The sequence below is a fragment of the Nitratireductor sp. GCM10026969 genome (assembly GCF_042660605.1).
Taxonomy (GTDB): domain Bacteria; phylum Pseudomonadota; class Alphaproteobacteria; order Rhizobiales; family Rhizobiaceae; genus Chelativorans.
Genome location: NZ_JBHSUM010000029.1, coordinates 23,753 through 39,837 on the forward strand (window position 1 = coordinate 23,753; position 16,085 = coordinate 39,837).

At 64.5% G+C, this 16,085-nt stretch carries 14 protein-coding genes; 8 read left to right on the top strand and 6 right to left on the bottom strand.

Annotated elements, in window-relative coordinates; translation table 11 throughout:
- Window positions 1-6: 6 nt before the first annotated feature.
- The 3 genes from ACFP9U_RS09025 to rlmN all read left to right on the top strand — a co-directional run bounded on the left by ACFP9U_RS09025 (window position 7) and on the right by rlmN (window position 4,132).
- Window positions 7-1,683 carry an alpha-glucosidase gene (locus ACFP9U_RS09025; RefSeq protein WP_378620786.1) on the top strand — a complete coding sequence of 559 codons (1,677 nt, stop codon included), beginning with the start codon at window positions 7-9 and terminating at the stop codon, window positions 1,681-1,683.
- Entirely contained in the window at window positions 1,683-2,771 is a 1,089-nt protein-coding gene (locus ACFP9U_RS09030; protein ID WP_378620762.1) for an ABC transporter ATP-binding protein, read from the top strand. The genes ACFP9U_RS09025 and ACFP9U_RS09030 overlap by 1 nt, the downstream gene beginning before the upstream one ends.
- Before the next feature lie 134 nt (window positions 2,772-2,905).
- Window positions 2,906-4,132, top strand: a complete 1,227-nt coding sequence (gene rlmN / locus ACFP9U_RS09035; protein ID WP_378620763.1) for a 23S rRNA (adenine(2503)-C(2))-methyltransferase RlmN — start codon at window positions 2,906-2,908, stop codon at window positions 4,130-4,132.
- Window positions 4,133-4,135: 3 nt separating this feature from the next.
- Here rlmN and ACFP9U_RS09040 read toward each other — a convergent pair whose 3' ends face one another.
- Window positions 4,136-4,777, bottom strand: a complete 642-nt coding sequence (locus ACFP9U_RS09040; RefSeq protein WP_378620765.1) for a LysE family translocator — start codon at window positions 4,775-4,777, stop codon at window positions 4,136-4,138.
- A 215-nt stretch (window positions 4,778-4,992) separates the two neighbouring features.
- On the opposite strand from ACFP9U_RS09040, the gene ACFP9U_RS09045 reads away from it, so the two are divergent.
- From ACFP9U_RS09045 to ACFP9U_RS09060, 4 genes are all read left to right on the top strand, one after another.
- Window positions 4,993-6,120, top strand: a complete 1,128-nt coding sequence (locus tag ACFP9U_RS09045) for a TRAP transporter substrate-binding protein (RefSeq protein ID WP_378620767.1) — start codon at window positions 4,993-4,995, stop codon at window positions 6,118-6,120.
- A 77-nt stretch (window positions 6,121-6,197) separates the two neighbouring features.
- Complete coding sequence (locus tag ACFP9U_RS09050) at window positions 6,198-6,818, top strand: TRAP transporter small permease subunit (protein ID WP_378620769.1); 621 nt, start codon at window positions 6,198-6,200, stop codon at window positions 6,816-6,818.
- Window positions 6,815-8,233 carry a TRAP transporter large permease gene (locus ACFP9U_RS09055; protein WP_378620770.1) on the top strand — a complete coding sequence of 473 codons (1,419 nt, stop codon included), beginning with the start codon at window positions 6,815-6,817 and terminating at the stop codon, window positions 8,231-8,233. The genes ACFP9U_RS09050 and ACFP9U_RS09055 overlap by 4 nt, the downstream gene beginning before the upstream one ends.
- A 24-nt stretch (window positions 8,234-8,257) precedes the next feature.
- Entirely contained in the window at window positions 8,258-8,422 is a 165-nt protein-coding gene (locus ACFP9U_RS09060; protein WP_322449495.1) for a hypothetical protein, read from the top strand.
- 115 nt (window positions 8,423-8,537) lie between these two features.
- Here ACFP9U_RS09060 and nagA read toward each other — a convergent pair whose 3' ends face one another.
- Genes nagA through ACFP9U_RS09075 form a run of 3 tightly spaced genes read right to left on the bottom strand, consistent with a single transcriptional unit; the run spans window position 8,538 to window position 11,615 of the window.
- A complete protein-coding gene (gene nagA, locus ACFP9U_RS09065; RefSeq protein ID WP_378620772.1) occupies window positions 8,538-9,698 on the bottom strand; it encodes an N-acetylglucosamine-6-phosphate deacetylase in 1,161 nt (386 codons plus the stop codon).
- Window positions 9,695-10,723: an SIS domain-containing protein gene (locus tag ACFP9U_RS09070; RefSeq protein WP_378620774.1), complete on the bottom strand. Its 1,029-nt coding sequence runs from the start codon at window positions 10,721-10,723 to the stop codon at window positions 9,695-9,697. The genes nagA and ACFP9U_RS09070 overlap by 4 nt, the downstream gene beginning before the upstream one ends.
- Window positions 10,716-11,615: an N-acetylmuramic acid 6-phosphate etherase gene (locus ACFP9U_RS09075; RefSeq protein ID WP_378620775.1), complete on the bottom strand. Its 900-nt coding sequence runs from the start codon at window positions 11,613-11,615 to the stop codon at window positions 10,716-10,718. The genes ACFP9U_RS09070 and ACFP9U_RS09075 overlap by 8 nt, the downstream gene beginning before the upstream one ends.
- Window positions 11,616-11,882: 267 nt before the next feature.
- Between ACFP9U_RS09075 and ACFP9U_RS09080 the strand changes: the two genes are divergently transcribed.
- A complete protein-coding gene (locus ACFP9U_RS09080; protein WP_378620777.1) occupies window positions 11,883-12,761 on the top strand; it encodes a GntR family transcriptional regulator in 879 nt (292 codons plus the stop codon).
- A gap of 102 nt (window positions 12,762-12,863) precedes the next feature.
- Here ACFP9U_RS09080 and ACFP9U_RS09085 read toward each other — a convergent pair whose 3' ends face one another.
- Both ACFP9U_RS09085 and ACFP9U_RS09090 read right to left on the bottom strand, forming a co-directional pair.
- Entirely contained in the window at window positions 12,864-14,072 is a 1,209-nt protein-coding gene (locus ACFP9U_RS09085) for an HlyD family type I secretion periplasmic adaptor subunit (RefSeq protein WP_378620778.1), read from the bottom strand.
- Window positions 14,065-16,085, bottom strand: a 2,021-nt coding sequence (locus tag ACFP9U_RS09090; RefSeq protein ID WP_378620781.1) for a type I secretion system permease/ATPase, incomplete at its 5' end; no start/stop codon positions are given. The genes ACFP9U_RS09090 and ACFP9U_RS09085, both read right to left, overlap by 8 nt.

The window sequence follows — 16,085 nt, forward strand, 5'->3', positions numbered from 1 at the left end:
AACGTCATGAGCATTCGCCAGGCCCGGCGCGGGGCCGATGCGGACAAGGAGACGGAATGGTGGCGCGGCGCGGTGATCTACCAGATCTATCCGCGTTCGTTCCAGGATTCGAACGGTGACGGCATCGGCGACCTCGCCGGCATCACCCGGCGGCTGGCCTATGTCGCCTCGCTGGGTGTCGACGCCGTGTGGATCTCGCCCTTCTTCAAGTCGCCCATGCTGGATTTCGGCTATGACATCGCCGACTACCGCGCGATCGACCCGATGTTCGGGACGCTCGCCGACTTCGAAGCCCTGATCGCCGAGGCGCACCGGCTCGGGCTGAAGGTCATCATCGATCAGGTCTATTCCCACACCTCCGACCGGCATGCCTGGTTCACCGAGAGCCGGTCAAGCCGCGACAACCCGAAGGCGGACTGGTATGTCTGGGCCGATCCGAAACCGGACGGCACACCGCCCAACAACTGGCTTTCCGTTTTCGGCGGCTCCGCCTGGCAGTGGGACTCGACCCGCTGCCAGTATTATCTCCACAACTTCCTCTCCGGCCAGCCGGACCTGAATTTCCACAACCCGGCGGTCCAGGACGCGATCCTCGACACCGCCCGTTTCTGGCTCGACCGCGGTGTCGACGGTTTCCGCCTCGACGCGCTCAATTTCCTCTTCCACAGCCGCGGCCTGGAGGACAATCCGCCGGCACCGCCGATCGAACGGTTGGGCGCCGATACGCCGGCGGTGAACCCCTACCGTTACCAGCGGCACCTCTATGACAAGAACCGGCCGGAGGTGGTGGCGTTCCTGAAGCGCTTCCGGCGTCTGCTCAACGACTATCCCGGCACCATGTCCATCGGCGAAGTGGGCGAGTCGCGCCGCAGCCTGGAACTGATGGCCGAATATACATGCGGCGGCGACAGGCTGCATATGTGCTATTCCTTCGACTTCCTGTCGCCCGAACCGCCAACGCCGGCCCGCATCCGCGGCATGGTCGAACGCTTCGAGGAATGCGCGGGCGACGGCTGGACCTGCTGGAGCTTCTCCAACCACGACGTGATGCGCCACGCCTCACGCTGGGCGGCCGGTCTCGCAGACCCGGGCACCTACCTGCGCATGCTGGCAACGCTCCTTCTGTCACTCAAAGGCTCCGTCTGTCTCTACCAGGGGGAGGAACTGGGGCTGACGGAGGCGAGCCTCGACTTCGAGGACCTGCAGGACCCCTACGGCATCCAGTTCTGGCCCGCCTTCAAGGGGCGCGACGGCTGCCGAACACCCATGGTGTGGTCCGGCGAAGCGCCCAATGGCGCCTTCTCCGAAGGCAAGCCGTGGCTCCCGGTAGCTCCGGAGCATCTGCCCCTGGCCGTTTCCAATCAGGAGAGCGACCCGACGGCGCTCCTCAATCACTACCGAACCATGCTCGCCTTCCGCGCCCGCCATCCCGAACTCGTCAAGGGCGATATCCGCTTCATCGGCGAAAGCGGCCGCGTGCTCGCCTTTGAGCGCCGGCTGGCAGGTCGCGCCATGCTCGTCGCCGTCAATATGAGTGGGGAGCAAGCCACCATCGCGCTCGGCACACAAGCTTGCGAGGCAATCCCCGGCTTCGACGCGGGCGGCCGCTTCGAGAAAGGAGAACTCACCCTGCGGCCTTACGGCTGCTGGTTTGCCAGGACGGAAGACGGGGGAGGAGAGTGATGACCGGCGTTCTGATGAAGAACATCAAGAAGAGTTACGGGGCGACGGAGGTCATCCACGGCATCGATCTGGAGGTCGGGACGGGCGAGTTCGTCGTCTTCGTCGGCCCGTCCGGCTGCGGCAAGTCCACGCTCCTGCGCATGATCGCCGGGCTGGAAAGCATCACCGAAGGCGACATGTATATCGGCGAGGAGCGCGTGAACGACATCCCGCCCTCGCAGCGCGGCATCGCCATGGTGTTCCAGTCCTACGCGCTCTATCCGCATATGAGCGTCTACGACAACATGGCTTTCGGCATGCGCATCGCCAAGGCGCCCAAGGCCGAGATCGACAAGCGCGTCAAGGCGGCCGCCGAAATCCTCCAGCTCACCCCCTTTCTCGAGCGGCTGCCCAAGGCGCTTTCCGGCGGTCAGCGCCAGCGCGTCGCCATCGGCCGAGCCATCGTGCGCGACCCGAAGGTATTCCTCTTCGACGAGCCGCTGTCCAACCTCGACGCCGCGCTCCGCGTGGCGACCCGGATCGAGATCGCCAAGTTGAAGGAGTCGATGCCCGATTCCACCATGATCTACGTCACCCACGACCAGGTCGAGGCGATGACGCTGGCCGACCGCATCGTCGTCTTGTCGGCCGGCACCATCGAGCAGGTGGGCACGCCCATCGAGCTCTACGAGAAACCCGCCAACCTGTTCGTGGCGCAATTCATCGGCTCGCCGGCCATGAATGTGCAGCGCGCCAGGATCGACAGAACGGGTGAGAAGACCACGGTCGCGCTCGCCGGGCGGAAGGCAGACCTGCCGATCCCCTCGCCCGCCGACATGGCGGGCCGGGAGGTGCATTTCGGCGTCCGCCCCGAGGACCTTGCCATCGCCTCCAACGGCAATGGCCTGATCGACGGCCGCGTCGACCTCGTCGAATCCCTCGGCGAGGTGACGAACGTCTATCTCAAGGTCGAGAACGTCCCGGAGCCAATGATCGTCAAGCTGCCCGGCGTCCAGCGCTTCAATCGGGGCGAAGTGGTGTCGCTTTCCGCCGAGCCCGGCAAGATGCATCTCTTCAACGAGGACGGCCGCTCACTGCTTTATCTGTGAAATGCATTGAACGCCGTCGCAAACGACGTATCTATGCCGGAACATCCAAAGGGTGACCGGAGGCCCGGGCTGTGCTATGAGCGCCCTGAATGAACGGGCGGCCGGGCGCCGCCCGAACTTTATTGAACATTACAATGACCTTGACGATCGACACCACAACCCCGGAGGCTCGCGCGCGACTGCGTCCGCAGGCATCGCCGGAGAAGACTTCGCTGATCGGCCTTTCGCGCGAGGAGCTGGGCGAGGCGCTCGCCTCCATCGGCGTCCCCGAGCGCCAGGTCCGCATGCGCGTGCGCCAGCTTTGGCACTGGCTCTACGTGCGCGGCGTCTCCGATTTCGCGCAGATGTTCAACATCTCCAAGGATCTGCGCGCAAGCCTCGACGCGGCCTTCACCGTTGCCCGTCCCGAGATCGTCGAGGAACAGATATCGACCGACGGCACCTGTAAATGGCTCTTGCGCTTTCCGCCGCGCGGCGCCGGGCGCCCGGTCGAGGTGGAGACGGTCTACATCCCCGAGGAAGGGCGCGGCACGCTGTGCATCTCCTCCCAGGTCGGCTGCACGCTCACCTGCTCCTTCTGCCATACCGGCACGCAGAAGATGGTGCGCAACCTGACGGCCGGCGAGATTCTCGACCAGTTGTTGATCGCCCGCGAGCGGCTGGGGGACTTCCCGAACGCCGACACGCCGGACGGCGCCATCGTGCCCGCCGAAGGGCGCAAGGTGACGAACATCGTCATGATGGGCATGGGCGAGCCGCTCTATAATTTCGAGAACGTCAAGCAGGCGCTGCTGATCGCCTCCGACGGCGAGGGCCTGTCGCTGTCCAAACGCCGCATCACCCTGTCGACCTCCGGCGTGGTGCCCGAGATCTACCGCACGGGCGAGGAAATCGGCGTGATGCTCGCCATCTCGCTGCATGCCGTGCGCGACGAGTTGCGCAACGAGCTGGTACCGATCAACAGGAAGTACCCGCTGAAAGAGCTCCTCGACGCTTGCCGCGCCTATCCCGGCCTGTCGAACGCCCGGCGCATCACCTTTGAATATGTGATGCTGAAGGGCGTCAATGACTCCCTTGACGATGCGCGCGAGTTGGTGCGGCTCCTGAGGGGCATCCCCGCCAAGATCAACCTGATCCCCTTCAACCCATGGCCGGGCAGCGCCTATGAATGCTCGGACTGGGAGCAGATCGAGAAATTCGCGGACCTGGTCAACCGCGCCGGCTACGCCTCCCCCATCCGCACCCCGCGCGGCCGCGACATCCTCGCTGCCTGCGGACAGCTCAAGTCGCAGTCAGAGCGCCTGAAGAAGGCTGACCGGCTGAAGCTCGAAGCGATGATGATCGCCGGCCACGGCGAGTAGGCGCTACCGCGCCTGCGTCGTGAGAATCTTCAGCGCGAAGGCGGAGAAGACGCCGGCAAACAGGTAATCGACCGCCCGCGTCACCTTCGGGCTCTTCCTCAAAAGCTGTGAGAACCCGTCGGCCGCGATCACCATCGGCGTGGTGATCGGCAGCGACAGCGGAATGAACAGAACACCCAGGAAGAGAAGCTTCGCCGAGGCATCCGGATCGCTCGGCGAGACGAATTGCGGCAGGAAGGTCATGAAGAACAGGATGATCTTCGGATTCATGAGATTGATGCCGAGCCCGGTCGCCCAATGCTTCAAAAGCGAACGCCCGCCATCGCCGCGCGCCTCGGGCGAAAAGGCCGATCCATGGCGGATGGCCTGCCAGGCGAGCCAAACCAGATAGCCCGCGCCGAAGACCTTCAATGCGAGAAAAGCCGCCGGCGAGGCGACGATGAGGGCGGACAGCCCCACGGACACCAGGACGGTGTGCACGAGAATGCCGGTCATCGCCCCGAACATGCAGGCAAACCCGGCCGCACGGCCCTGCGCGAGCGCGCGCCCCACGAAAAGGGTCATGTCCGGGCCCGGCGTGATGGCGATGACGAAGGTCGCCACGGCGAACTGCGCGATGGTGGTGAAATCGGGAACGAAGCTCATGGGGTTCCTGTCAGGGTTTGCAGGTTGCCAGGCTAGCGCCGCTTCTCACATGGCGCCAGCGATATACATCTTTCGAGGTAGAGCAATACCGCTTTGGTGGTAAGTCTCCGGAAGATGGTTTTTCACTCAACCGCTTTTCGTGCATGATCAAGAAGGTAGCTTGCTGCCATACTGGAGAACAAAAACAAATCCAGTCGAAAATGGGAGGAATGACGATGAGTGACAACAAGGTTTCACGCCGAAAATTCATTGGCAACGCCACGGTGGCGGCCGGGGCCGCCGCAACCGGCACCCTGGCGGCGCCCGCCGTTCACGCGCAGACGCCCGTGACCATCAAGATGCAGACGTCATGGCCGTCGTCCGATATCTGGATGGACTTCGCGCGCCAGTATATCGAGCGGGTGGAACGGATGTCCGGCGGCCGTATCAGGATCGATCTCCTGCCCGCCGGCGCCGTCGTCGGCGCTTTCCAGGTGCTCGACGCGGTGCATGACGGCATACTCGATGCCGCGCACACCGTGCCGGTCTACTGGTACGGCAAGCACAAGGCCGCCTCGCTCTTCGGCACGGGTCCGGTGTTCGGCGGCAGCGCCACCACCATGCTCGCCTGGTTTCACCAGGGCGGCGGCAAGGAGTTCTATCGCGAACTGACCCAGGACATTCTCGGCCTCAATGTCGTCGGCTTCTACGGCTTCCCGATGCCGGCACAGCCGTTCGGCTGGTTCAAGGAACCGGTCACCACGGCGGAGGATGTCCAGGGCTTCAAGTACCGCACGGTTGGACTGGCCGCCGATCTCATGCAGGAGATGGGCTTGTCGGTCGCCCAACTACCCGGCGGCGAGATCGTGCCGGCCATGGAACGTGGTGTCATCGATGCCTTCGAGTTCAACAATCCGTCCTCCGATATGCGCTTCGGCGCACAGGACGTGGCAAAGAACTACTTCCTCTCCTCCTATCATCAGGCGAGCGAATCTTTCGAATTCCTGTTCAACAGGGATGTCTTCGACTCTCTCGACGACGATCTCCAGGCCATCCTGGAATATGGCGTGGAAGCGGTGAGCACGGCCAATACGGCCCTGGCACTCGATCAATATTCGGCCGATCTCCAGACGCTTCAAGAGGAGCACGATGTCACCGTGCACCGCACGTCGCAGGAGATTCTCGACGCGCAGCTCCAGGCCTGGGACGAACTCATCCCGATGCTGGAAGAGGACGAGTTCATGAAGCGCGTCCTCGACAGCCAGCGCGAATGGGTGGAGCGCGTCGTCTTCTACGAGTTGACGAACGCGCCGGATCTGACCCTTGCCTACGAGCACTACTTCCCCGGCAAGTTGTCCCTCTAGGCACGACCGGCATCAAGAAATGCGATCCGGCGGCCAGGTGCGGCTGCCGGATCCCCTCTCAATGGTAACCTGCTCCAATGCTTCGTTATATTGCTTTCGCCGATCAGGTCTCGGCATGGTTCGGTAAGGCATTCGCCTGGTGCGTGGTCCTGATGACGCTTGCCGTCAGTTACGAGGTCGTTGCGCGCTACGCCTTCAATGCGCCGACCGTCTGGGCCTTCGACCTGACTTACATCATGTACGGCACGCTTTTCATGATGGCCGGTGCCTATACGCTTTCGCGCGACGGTCACGTGCGGGGCGACTTCGTCTACCGGCTGTGGAGGCCCGCCACGCAGGCGAAGGTCGAACTGGCGCTTTATTTCATCTTCTTCTTCCCCGGTGTCCTGGCGCTCGTCTTTTCCGGCTGGCGATATGCCAGCCGCTCCTGGCGCTATCTCGAAGTCAGCACAATGAGCCCGGCCAATGTGCCGATCTATCAGTTCAAGACCATCATCATCGCCGCTGGCGTGCTGCTCGTGATCCAGGGCATCGCCCAGGTCTGCCGCTGCATCATCACCATCCGCACCGGCGAATGGCCCCGCCATGCCGAGGACGTGGAGGAGCTCGAGACACTGCTTCAGCGTGAAGGCGCCGAGGCGCTCCGCCACGGCAGCGAAGCCATCGACATCACTGAGCCGAGGGAGCCGCGCTCATGACCGACCCTCAGGTGGCGGTGGCCATGCTCGGCATCTTCATCTTCATCATTCTCTTGGGGTTTCCGATCGCCTTCACGCTGATGGCGATGGGCATCGGCTTCGGCTACTACGCCTATTACAACGCCGACCGCATGTGGATCCAATACACGCGCGCCCTGGAGCAGGACGCCGACACGATGACGCTGGTCCAGCATTGGGTCGGCGGCTTCCTCAACAATCGCGTGTTCGACCTGTTCGTCAACCAGACCTATTCGGTCATGGCGAACGACGTTCTGACCGCCGTGCCGCTCTTTTTGTTCATGGGCTATATCGTCGAGCGCGCCAATATCGTCGACCGCCTGTTCCAGACCCTGAGCGTCACGACGCGCCGGGTGCCGGGCTCGATGGCCGTGGCGGCGCTGATCACCTGCGCGCTCTTCGCCACCGCGACGGGCATCGTCGGCGCCGTCGTCACCCTGATGGGCCTGCTGGCCTATCCGGCCATGCTGAAGGCGCGCTACGAGACACGCTTTGCATCGGGCGTCATCTGCGCCGGCGGCACGCTGGGTATCCTCATTCCACCTTCGATCATGCTGATCGTCTACGCGGCCACCTCCGGCGTCTCGATCGTACGCCTCTATGCCGGGGCGCTTTTGCCCGGCTTCCTGTTGGCGGGCCTTTATCTTCTTTATATCGTCGGTCGTGCCACGCTGCAGCCCAGCATCGCGCCCAAGGCGGAAAAGATGGGCGGAGATATCGGCCTGCTGCAGATCGCATGGATGCTGCTGACCTCCTTCTTCCCGCTCGCCTTCCTCATCGTCGCCGTGCTGGGCGCCATCCTCTTCGGCTTCGCCACCCCCTCTGAAGCCGCCGCCATCGGCGCGCTGGGCGGGCTGACGCTGGCCGTCGCCTATCGCGCGCTCACCTGGCGGCGCCTGCAGGAATCGGTCTACCTGACCGTGCGCACCACGGCGATGGTATGCTGGCTTTTCGTCGGTTCGTGGGTGTTCGCTTCGGTCTTCTCCTATCTCGGCGGCGAGCAGCTCATCCGCGAGTTCGTCGAGGGCCTCAGCCTGACGCCGCTGCAGTTCCTGATCCTGGCGCAGATCATCATTTTCCTGCTCGGCTGGCCGCTCGAATGGTCGGAGATCATCATCATCTTCGTGCCGATCTTCCTGCCGCTGCTGCCGCTCTTCGACATCGACCCGCTGTTCTTCGGGATCCTGATCGCGCTCAACCTGCAAACGTCCTTCCTGACGCCGCCCATGGCGATGTCGGCCTACTATCTGAAGGGGATCGCCCCACCCCATGTGCGGCTGACACAGATATTCGCGGGCTCCCTGCCCTATCTCTTGATGGTGGTCCTGGCGATGGTCATCCTCTACAACGTGCCGGCGGTGATCTATTGGCTGCCGGAACTCTTCTACGGACGATGAACAGGCGGGAATGGAGAGCCGCTCATGCTTGACCGCATTATTGCCCTGGTCGCGCTGGCTGCGCTGACGCTCTATCTCGGCATCTTCGTCGTCTCTGTGCCACGCCCGGCATTGATCGTCGTGACGGCGGTCGTGCTCGCGCTTGTCTATTTCGATTTCTGGAACCAGCTCTTCCGCAACAGGAAATAGATACCGGTGGGCGCTAGGGCATTTTGCAGCCAGATGGAATCATCTGGCGTCGCACAAATGCGGCAAAAACAGATAAATAGACCGGACCAGCGTTTCAGTGAAACGATGAACCGGTCTATTGCGGCTTGCCGCCGAGCCACACCCGTTCCACCGCGAGCGTGTCGCTGAGATGCACGCAGTCGGCGCGGCAGCCGGGCTTCAGGAACCCGCGCTCGTGCTCGATGCCGAGATAGAGCGCCGGATAGGCGCTGGCCATCCTGAGCGATTCATCGATCGCCAATCCCAGCACCTCGACGCCGAACCGGACCGCCGACGCCATGTCGAGATCCGAGCCCGCCAGGGTCCCGTCCTCCAGCACGAGCCGGGAACACACCGCACCAGGCTCGCGCCGCACCGTGCGCCCGTTCAGCGTGAAGCTGTCGGCGGCGCTGCCCACCAGCGCCATGGCGTCGGTGACGTGATAGAGCCGGCCCGGCCCGCGCTTGGCGCGCAGCGCAATGCCCAGCGCCACCGGATCGACATGGTGGCCGTCGGCGATGATGCCGCACCAGGCCGCTCCCGTATCGAGGGCCGCGCCCACCAGCCCCGGCGCACGGTGGGAAAGCCCGCTCATGGCGTTGAAGAGATGTGTCACACCCCGGGCGCCGGCTTCGAACAGACGCTTTGCGTCGTCGCAGGCGCAATCGGTATGGCCAAGGCTCACGACGACGCCCGCCCTGGCCAGCCGCTCGACCTGGGCGACCGTCACCTGCTCGCAGGCAAGCGTGACATGCAGACGGGGGAGCAGTTCCGCCGCACGGCACAGCCGCTCCACGTCCGCCTCCGCCATCGGCCGCATCAAGGCCGCCAGGTGCGCCCCACGGCGCGAGGGCGCCAGATGCGGCCCTTCGAGATGGAGACCGGCAACGCCATTTTCGGACCGGCAGGCCTCGATGGCGCCGGCAATGGCAACCTCGGTCACGTCCGGCGTGTCGGTGATCAGCGTCGGCAGCAGCGCCGTCGTGCCGTAGCGGCGATGGGCTGCGGCGATTTCGGCCATGGTCTCGGCCGACGGGTCGTTGTTGAGCATGCGCCCGCCGCCGCCATTGACCTGGACGTCGATGAAGCCGGGCGCAAGGATTCCGCCGTCCAGCCGGATGATGGTCTCGCTGCTTCCCACCTCCGCCACTGGCACAAGCGCCTTCACCCGCCCATCTTCGAGGACGAGCGCCTGGCCTTCTCGAAAACGCTCGCCGTCGAACAGCCGCGCACCGGTGAGGATAGCCACGCCGATCACATGGTCTCCGTGACTTTGCGGAGCCTTTCAGGCGTATCCGGATCGAGCCCCCGCTCGCGCGCCAGGCGTTCGATCAACCGGTAATAGGCGGCGATCGCGACCAGCGGATCGAGCTTTGCGTAACCGGTCGAGGGAACCATAACCGTGTCACCCCCCGCTCGTGAAGAAAAGCATACCACGCCGGCGCCCAGGGCTTTGAGTTTGTCCAGCGCGGCCGTGCTTACCGAAAGCGCCTCGTCCTCCTGCAGAAAGGCAAGGACGGGAAATCCCCGCTCGACAAGTTGCATGGGTCCGTGCATCAGTTCCGCCAGCGAAAACGCCTCCGCATGAAGCTTCGCCGTCTCCTTCGCCTTCAAGGCGGCCTCCAGCGCGATCGCGAAGCCCGGGCCGCGTCCGGCCGTATAGAGCGACTGCGCGTCGGAAAGCATCGGAAGGGCATCAGCGCAATCGGCTTCGCAGACACGCCGAAGCATCTCGGGCAACTGCGTCAGCCCTGCCGCCAGCGCCGCCTCGCCCGTCGCGGCCTGCGTCAGCGCGGCGAGCGCGGCAGCCGAAGCGATGAAGGACTTCGTGGCCGCCACGCTTTTCTCCTCGCCGGCATGGATCGGCAGCACGACGTCCGCCGCGTGCGCCAGCGGGCTGTCTTCGACATTGACGACCGCCAGCGTCGTCGCACCGCCCCGCTTCGCCTCCTCCTGCACGGCGATGATGTCGGGGCTTGCGCCCGATTGGGATACGGTGACGTGCAGGCCGTTCGGCACGTTCAGCGTGGCACGGTAGACGGAAACAACGGAGGGCCCGATGGATGCGACGGGAATCCCGGCCGTGATCTCGAACAGATACTTGAAGAAGCTCACCGCATGATCCGAGGAGCCACGGGCGGCGACCGTAACGACGGATGGGCGGCGCTGTCCGATGAGCCGCCCGATCTCGGCGAAAACCGGTTTCTCCCGCGCAAGAAGGCGCGCGACCGCATCCGCCGCCTCGCCGGTCTCCTTGAACATCAATGAGGGGTGCTTACCCATCGCCCGGCTCCGTGTTCCGGTTGTTTAGAACCGCATGAAGATCGCCGCCGTGACGCGCGAGCGCGGCGCCTGCCGCCTCCGCCTCCATGCCGCCGACGACGAGGATGGCGGGTTTCACGCGGTAACCCGTCTTTTCGAGCGCGTTTACGGCCTCGGCCTCCCCCGCCCCCGTGATGCCGGTCAGCATGGCGACGGCGCGCCGGCGCAGCTTGGCGTTGGAGGCCTGCATGTCGACCATCTGCCCCCGAAAGACCTTGCCGAGCCGCATCATGAGCGCCGTGGAGAGCATATTGAGGACGATCTTCTGGCTGGTGCCGGCGGCAAGGCGCGTCGAACCCGCCAGCACCTCCGGGCCGGTGTCGAGCAGCACGCCATGTGTGGCGGCCGATAGCAACGGTGTGTCCGCATTGTTGGCGAAAGCGATGACAAGGGCATGCCGGGCGCGTGCCGTCCGGACAGCAGAAAGGGTATACGGCGTCGTGCCGCTTGCGGCCAGCGCCAGCACCACGTCGTCGGGCCCGCACGCGGCCCGCTCGATCGCCAGCCGGGCCGAATCGGTGTCATCCTCGGCATTTTCATTGGAAAGGGTGAGCGAATCCCCGCCGGCCAGCAGCAGCACCAGCCGCTCCGGCGGCCAGCCGAAGGTGGTGTTCAGTTCAAGCCCGTCAAGGACGGCGAGCCGTCCGGACGTGCCGGCGCCCACATAGAAGATGCGCCCTTGCGATCCGCGGAGCCGGGCGATCATCGCCGCAAGCACCTTTTCCAAATCGGGCAGCGCCCGCGCAACGGCCGCGTACGCCGTCTGCTGGCCTTCCAGCAGCACCCGAAGCATCCGCGCCTCGCCGGCCCGCTCCAGGTCGCTGTATTCAGGATTGGCGCTTTCCGTCTGCATGGCGGTTATCCCGGTTTCGTTCTGCCGCGATAGAACCAATATGATACCAAAGTGCTATAGCAGCTTTTCGGCCGTTTTCCACCGGGCCGGGCGGCAATTCCCCAAAAGGCTCCCACCGCCGTTAATGGGCTCCGGCGCAATCGAGAAAACCATGGAAATTTTACAGCATCTTTTCAAAAATGGCAGTGGGGAGATGCCGCGCGGGCGCACGGCCCCGCTTGCCCCCGCCTGCGAACTGGTAGATAACTGGCGTATATAGGCAGCGCGGTGCGCACAGGCGAACCGGGCGAGGAACAGGACCGTGGACGACATGTCGGCCTGCGCCGCGGCAAACGATCGGGAACCGGCATGGAGCGGAAGGAAAGCTTGCAGGAGTTGCTCGCCCGGGAGCGGTTCGCCGAGAAGGCGGACAATCCGACGCCGCTCTACATGCAGATGGCCACGCTTCTGCGCAAGTTCATCGAGGAAGGGAGGCTGCGCCCGGGCGAGGCCTTGCCCTCTGAGCGCACCATCGCCGACGCCACCTCACTTTCACGCGTGACGATCCGCAAGGGCATTGACCTGCTCGCCCATGAAGGGCTGGTGGACCAGCGCCGCGGCTCGGGCACCTATGTTCGCCCGCCCGTCGAACGGATCGAGCAGCCGCTGGCGAGCGTCACCGGCTTCAGCGAGGACATGATCTCCTACGGGCGCAAGCCTTCGGTGCGCTGGCTCACGCGCGAATACGCACGTCCCACGGCCCATGAGGCCATGGTGCTGGGCCTGTCGCCGCAAGACCGGATCGCGCGCCTCTACCGCATCCGGCTGGCGGACGGGTTTCCGCTGGCCGTCGAACTGGCGACCGTTCCGGCCGATCTGCTGCCGCCGTTGGAGAGCATGGGTGATTCCCTCTATGAGGAACTGTCCAGGGCCGGTGCCTACCCCGAAAAGGCGTTGCAGCGTATGCATGCCTGCGCGCTGCCGGAACGCGAAGCCGCCCTTCTGGAGGCGGAGGCAGGCGCGCCCGCGCTCTACATCGAGCGGACTTCGCGCCTTGCCGACGGCCGCACGGTGGAATTCACCCGCTCCCATTATCGCGGCGATCGTTTCGACTTTGTCGCCGAGCTTACGCTGCCGCGCCGCAAAGGCGGCGACGGAGCGGCTTGAAAGAGATCATGCCGCCGTAGCGTGAAAACGGTGGCATGATCCGACCATCCGACCGCGCGCGATGTCGAACGAAAACCGCTACCGGGTTCTCCTGCCACCGCCTTATCGCTCGCTCAGCGCCTGCTGCCCCTTGAGGATCGGCTTCAAAAGGTAGTCCAGAACCGTCTTGCTGCCCGTCTGGATGTCGACTTCGGCGACCATGCCGGGCTTGATCGGAAGCGGGCCGTCCGGTCCTTCGAGATATGCGCTGTCGGTCAGCACCCGGACGCGGTAGTAAGGTTCGCTGTCGGTGCGGGTTTCATCGCGTATCGTGTCCGCGCTGATGAAGACGAGTTCTCCCGAAAGCGCGCCGTAGATCGAAAAATCGTAAGCGGTGATCTTGACCGTGGCCGGCAGTCCCGGACGGAGGAACGCCACGTCCCGCGGCCGGATCTGCGCTTCCACGTAGAGCTGATCGTCGAGCGGCACGATTTCCATGATCGTCTCGCCCGGCGCGATCACGCCGCCGCGGGTGGTCATCCTGAGATTCTTGACGATCCCCCGCACCGGCGAGCGCATCTCGGTGCGTTTCAGCGCATCTCGCTTCTGCGCAAGCTGCTGTTCCAGACTGTGCAGCTTGGCGCTCCTTTCGGTGATCTCGGTGTTGATTTCCTGAAAATAGCCGTTGCGCGTCTTTGCAAGCTCGCCCCTCAGATCCGCGATCACGCGCTGCAGCTGGATCTCATCGACGACGCTCGCCGCGCCGCGTTCGACCATCGGGCCGACGAGATCCAGCTCACGCTGCGCCATCTTCTGACGCTCCTCCAGCGTGGCGATCGCTTCGATGAAGTTCCGCTGCCGCGCCAAGAAGAGTTCCCGCTCCACCTCCACCACCTCGGGGTGTTTCGCGGTTTCGGCATCGAACTGCACCTCGTCGGCGCCATCCTGCTCGGCGTGAAGGCGGCTGAGCGAGGCGCGCAGTTGGATCACCTGTCCGTTCAGATCCCGATAGGCCGCCCGGATCTGCGCGTCGTTGAGCACCGCCAGGACCTGCCCCGCGGACACCTCTTCACCCTCGCGCACGAGGATGTCGGCAACGATCCCGCCTTCCAGGCTCTGGATCACCTGTCCACGGCTGAGCGGCGCGACCTTTCCCATGCCGCGTGTCATTTCGTTGAGCGGCGCGTTGGCCGCCCACAGGAAGAAGATGAGGACGGCCAGAACCGTCAGCCACAGCACAGAGCGTTGCGTGACGGCTTTTGCCAGCGGGTTGTCAAGCAGACGTCCGGCAACGTGGCTCTCGCCGGCGGCATTGTCGAGACTGTCAGTCATTGCCGGCGCTCCCCGCTACAACCACCTTGGCGGGCCGGCGCTTGGCGGAAACATTCCCCAGGACGTTTTCGACCGGTTCATTCGCCACAATCCGCCCGTTTCTGAGGATCATCGCGTGATCGACCAGCGTTAGGACTGCCTGGCGATGCGTCGCCAACACCAGGGTGCGCCCGGAAAGCCAATCGTCCATGTTTCCGATCACGCGCGCTTCCAAAGCCTGATCCATGGCCGCTGTCGGCTCGTCGAGAAGCACGACGCGCGGATCGCGCAGCCAGATCCTCGCCAACCCGATTGACTGGCGCTGGCCGCCGGAAACGCCCGCCCCACCCTCGCCGATCTGCCGGTCGAGACCGAGTGGGTGCCCGCGGACGAGTTCCTCGGCACCGACGAAGGCAAGCGCTTCCAGCAGTTCCTCGTCCTCGCGCAGGGTGAGACCCAGATTGAGGTTCTCGCGCAGCGTGCCGTGGAAAAGCCGCACGTCCTGCGGCAGATAGGCCACCGCCCTGCGGATGTCGGCAGGATCGATCTGCCGGATGTCGGTGCCGTCGAGCGAGAGTTGCCCCTTCAGGGGATGGTAAAGGCCCGACAGAAGCTTGAGCAGTGTGGACTTGCCGGAACCGTTCGCACCGAGCAGCGCCACCTTCGCTCCCGGGGTCAGGCTCAGGGCGGGTATGTTCAACGCGGGTTCGCTTTCCCGGTCGTACTGAAAAGCGACATCCTCCAGCTGATAGGCGCCCTTAAGGCGGGGGCGGTGAACGAACTTGCGCTCCGCCGGCCGGTCGACGGGCGCCTGCATGATCGCCTCCATGCCGCCGAGCGCCGCCCGCATGTGCTGCCAGCGTGAAAAGATATTGGCGAGCTGAGTCAGCGGTGCGATGGTGCGCGAGGATAGAATGGCGCAGGCCAGCAGCGCACCCGTGGTCATGTTGCCGGCAGCGATCTGGTAGACGCCGACGATCATGACCATGACATAGGATGCCTGCTGGACGGCGGTCGCCGAATAGGTGAGCACCGCAGAAAGCACCCTCATGCGCATGCCGTTACCGGCAAGCAGCACCGCATATTCCTCCCACAGTCTCTGGAAACGGCCCTCCGCTTGCAGGGACTTGACCGTCTCCACGCCCGACATCGCTTCGATCAGAAGCCCGTTGCGGATCGAGCTTTCCTTCAAGTGCATGCTCGACATGCGCGACAGCGGCCACTGCGCCAGGATGCCAGGCAGGACGATGCAGGGAACAGCGGCCACCAGCACCCAGGCCACCGGCCCGCCGATCAGCGCGATCACGATGATGAAGAAGGCGACAAAGGGAAGGTCGCTCACCGCGCCGATGGTGGTGGAGGTGAAGAATTCCCGCACCGCATCGAATTCGCGGACCTGATTGGTGAAGGAACCGGTCGATTTCGGCCGCGCCTCGAGCCGGATCCCGAGCGCGCGTTCGAAAATCCGCGATGAGAGCGCCAGGTCGAGGCGGCGGCCGACGATGTCCATCAAATGACCACGCACGATGCGCATCGATGCTTCGATCAGGATGGCGAGCCCCACGCCGGTCGCGAGCACCCATAAGGTGGCGAAGGCGAGATTCGGCACCACGCGGTCATAGACCTGCATGGAAAAAAGCGAAGTGGTGATGGCGAGCAGATTGGCGACGGCCGCCGCCAAGGCGATTTCCCCGATATTCCACTTGTAGCGGGAGAACTCGCTCCAGAACCAGTGCCCCCGCGACGTCGGCGCAAAGTCGTCGGCCCGGTCGTCCTCGCGCGCCAGCGGGGCGGCGTAGACGACGAGGCCCGCGCAGTCTGATTGAAGCGCGGCACGCGGCACCACCTGCTCGCGCGTCTCCACCTCCGGCAAGAGGATGGTGCATTCTTCTTCCCCGATCTTGGAGAGAACGCAAACGGAGCCATCACGCTGGAGCAGGAGAACCGGCAGCAGCGCGGCGCGAACAGCGCCGAGATCCGTGACCTCCCGCACCCGCGCATCGACGTCGGCACGCGCAGCCGCGCGGCGCAGCA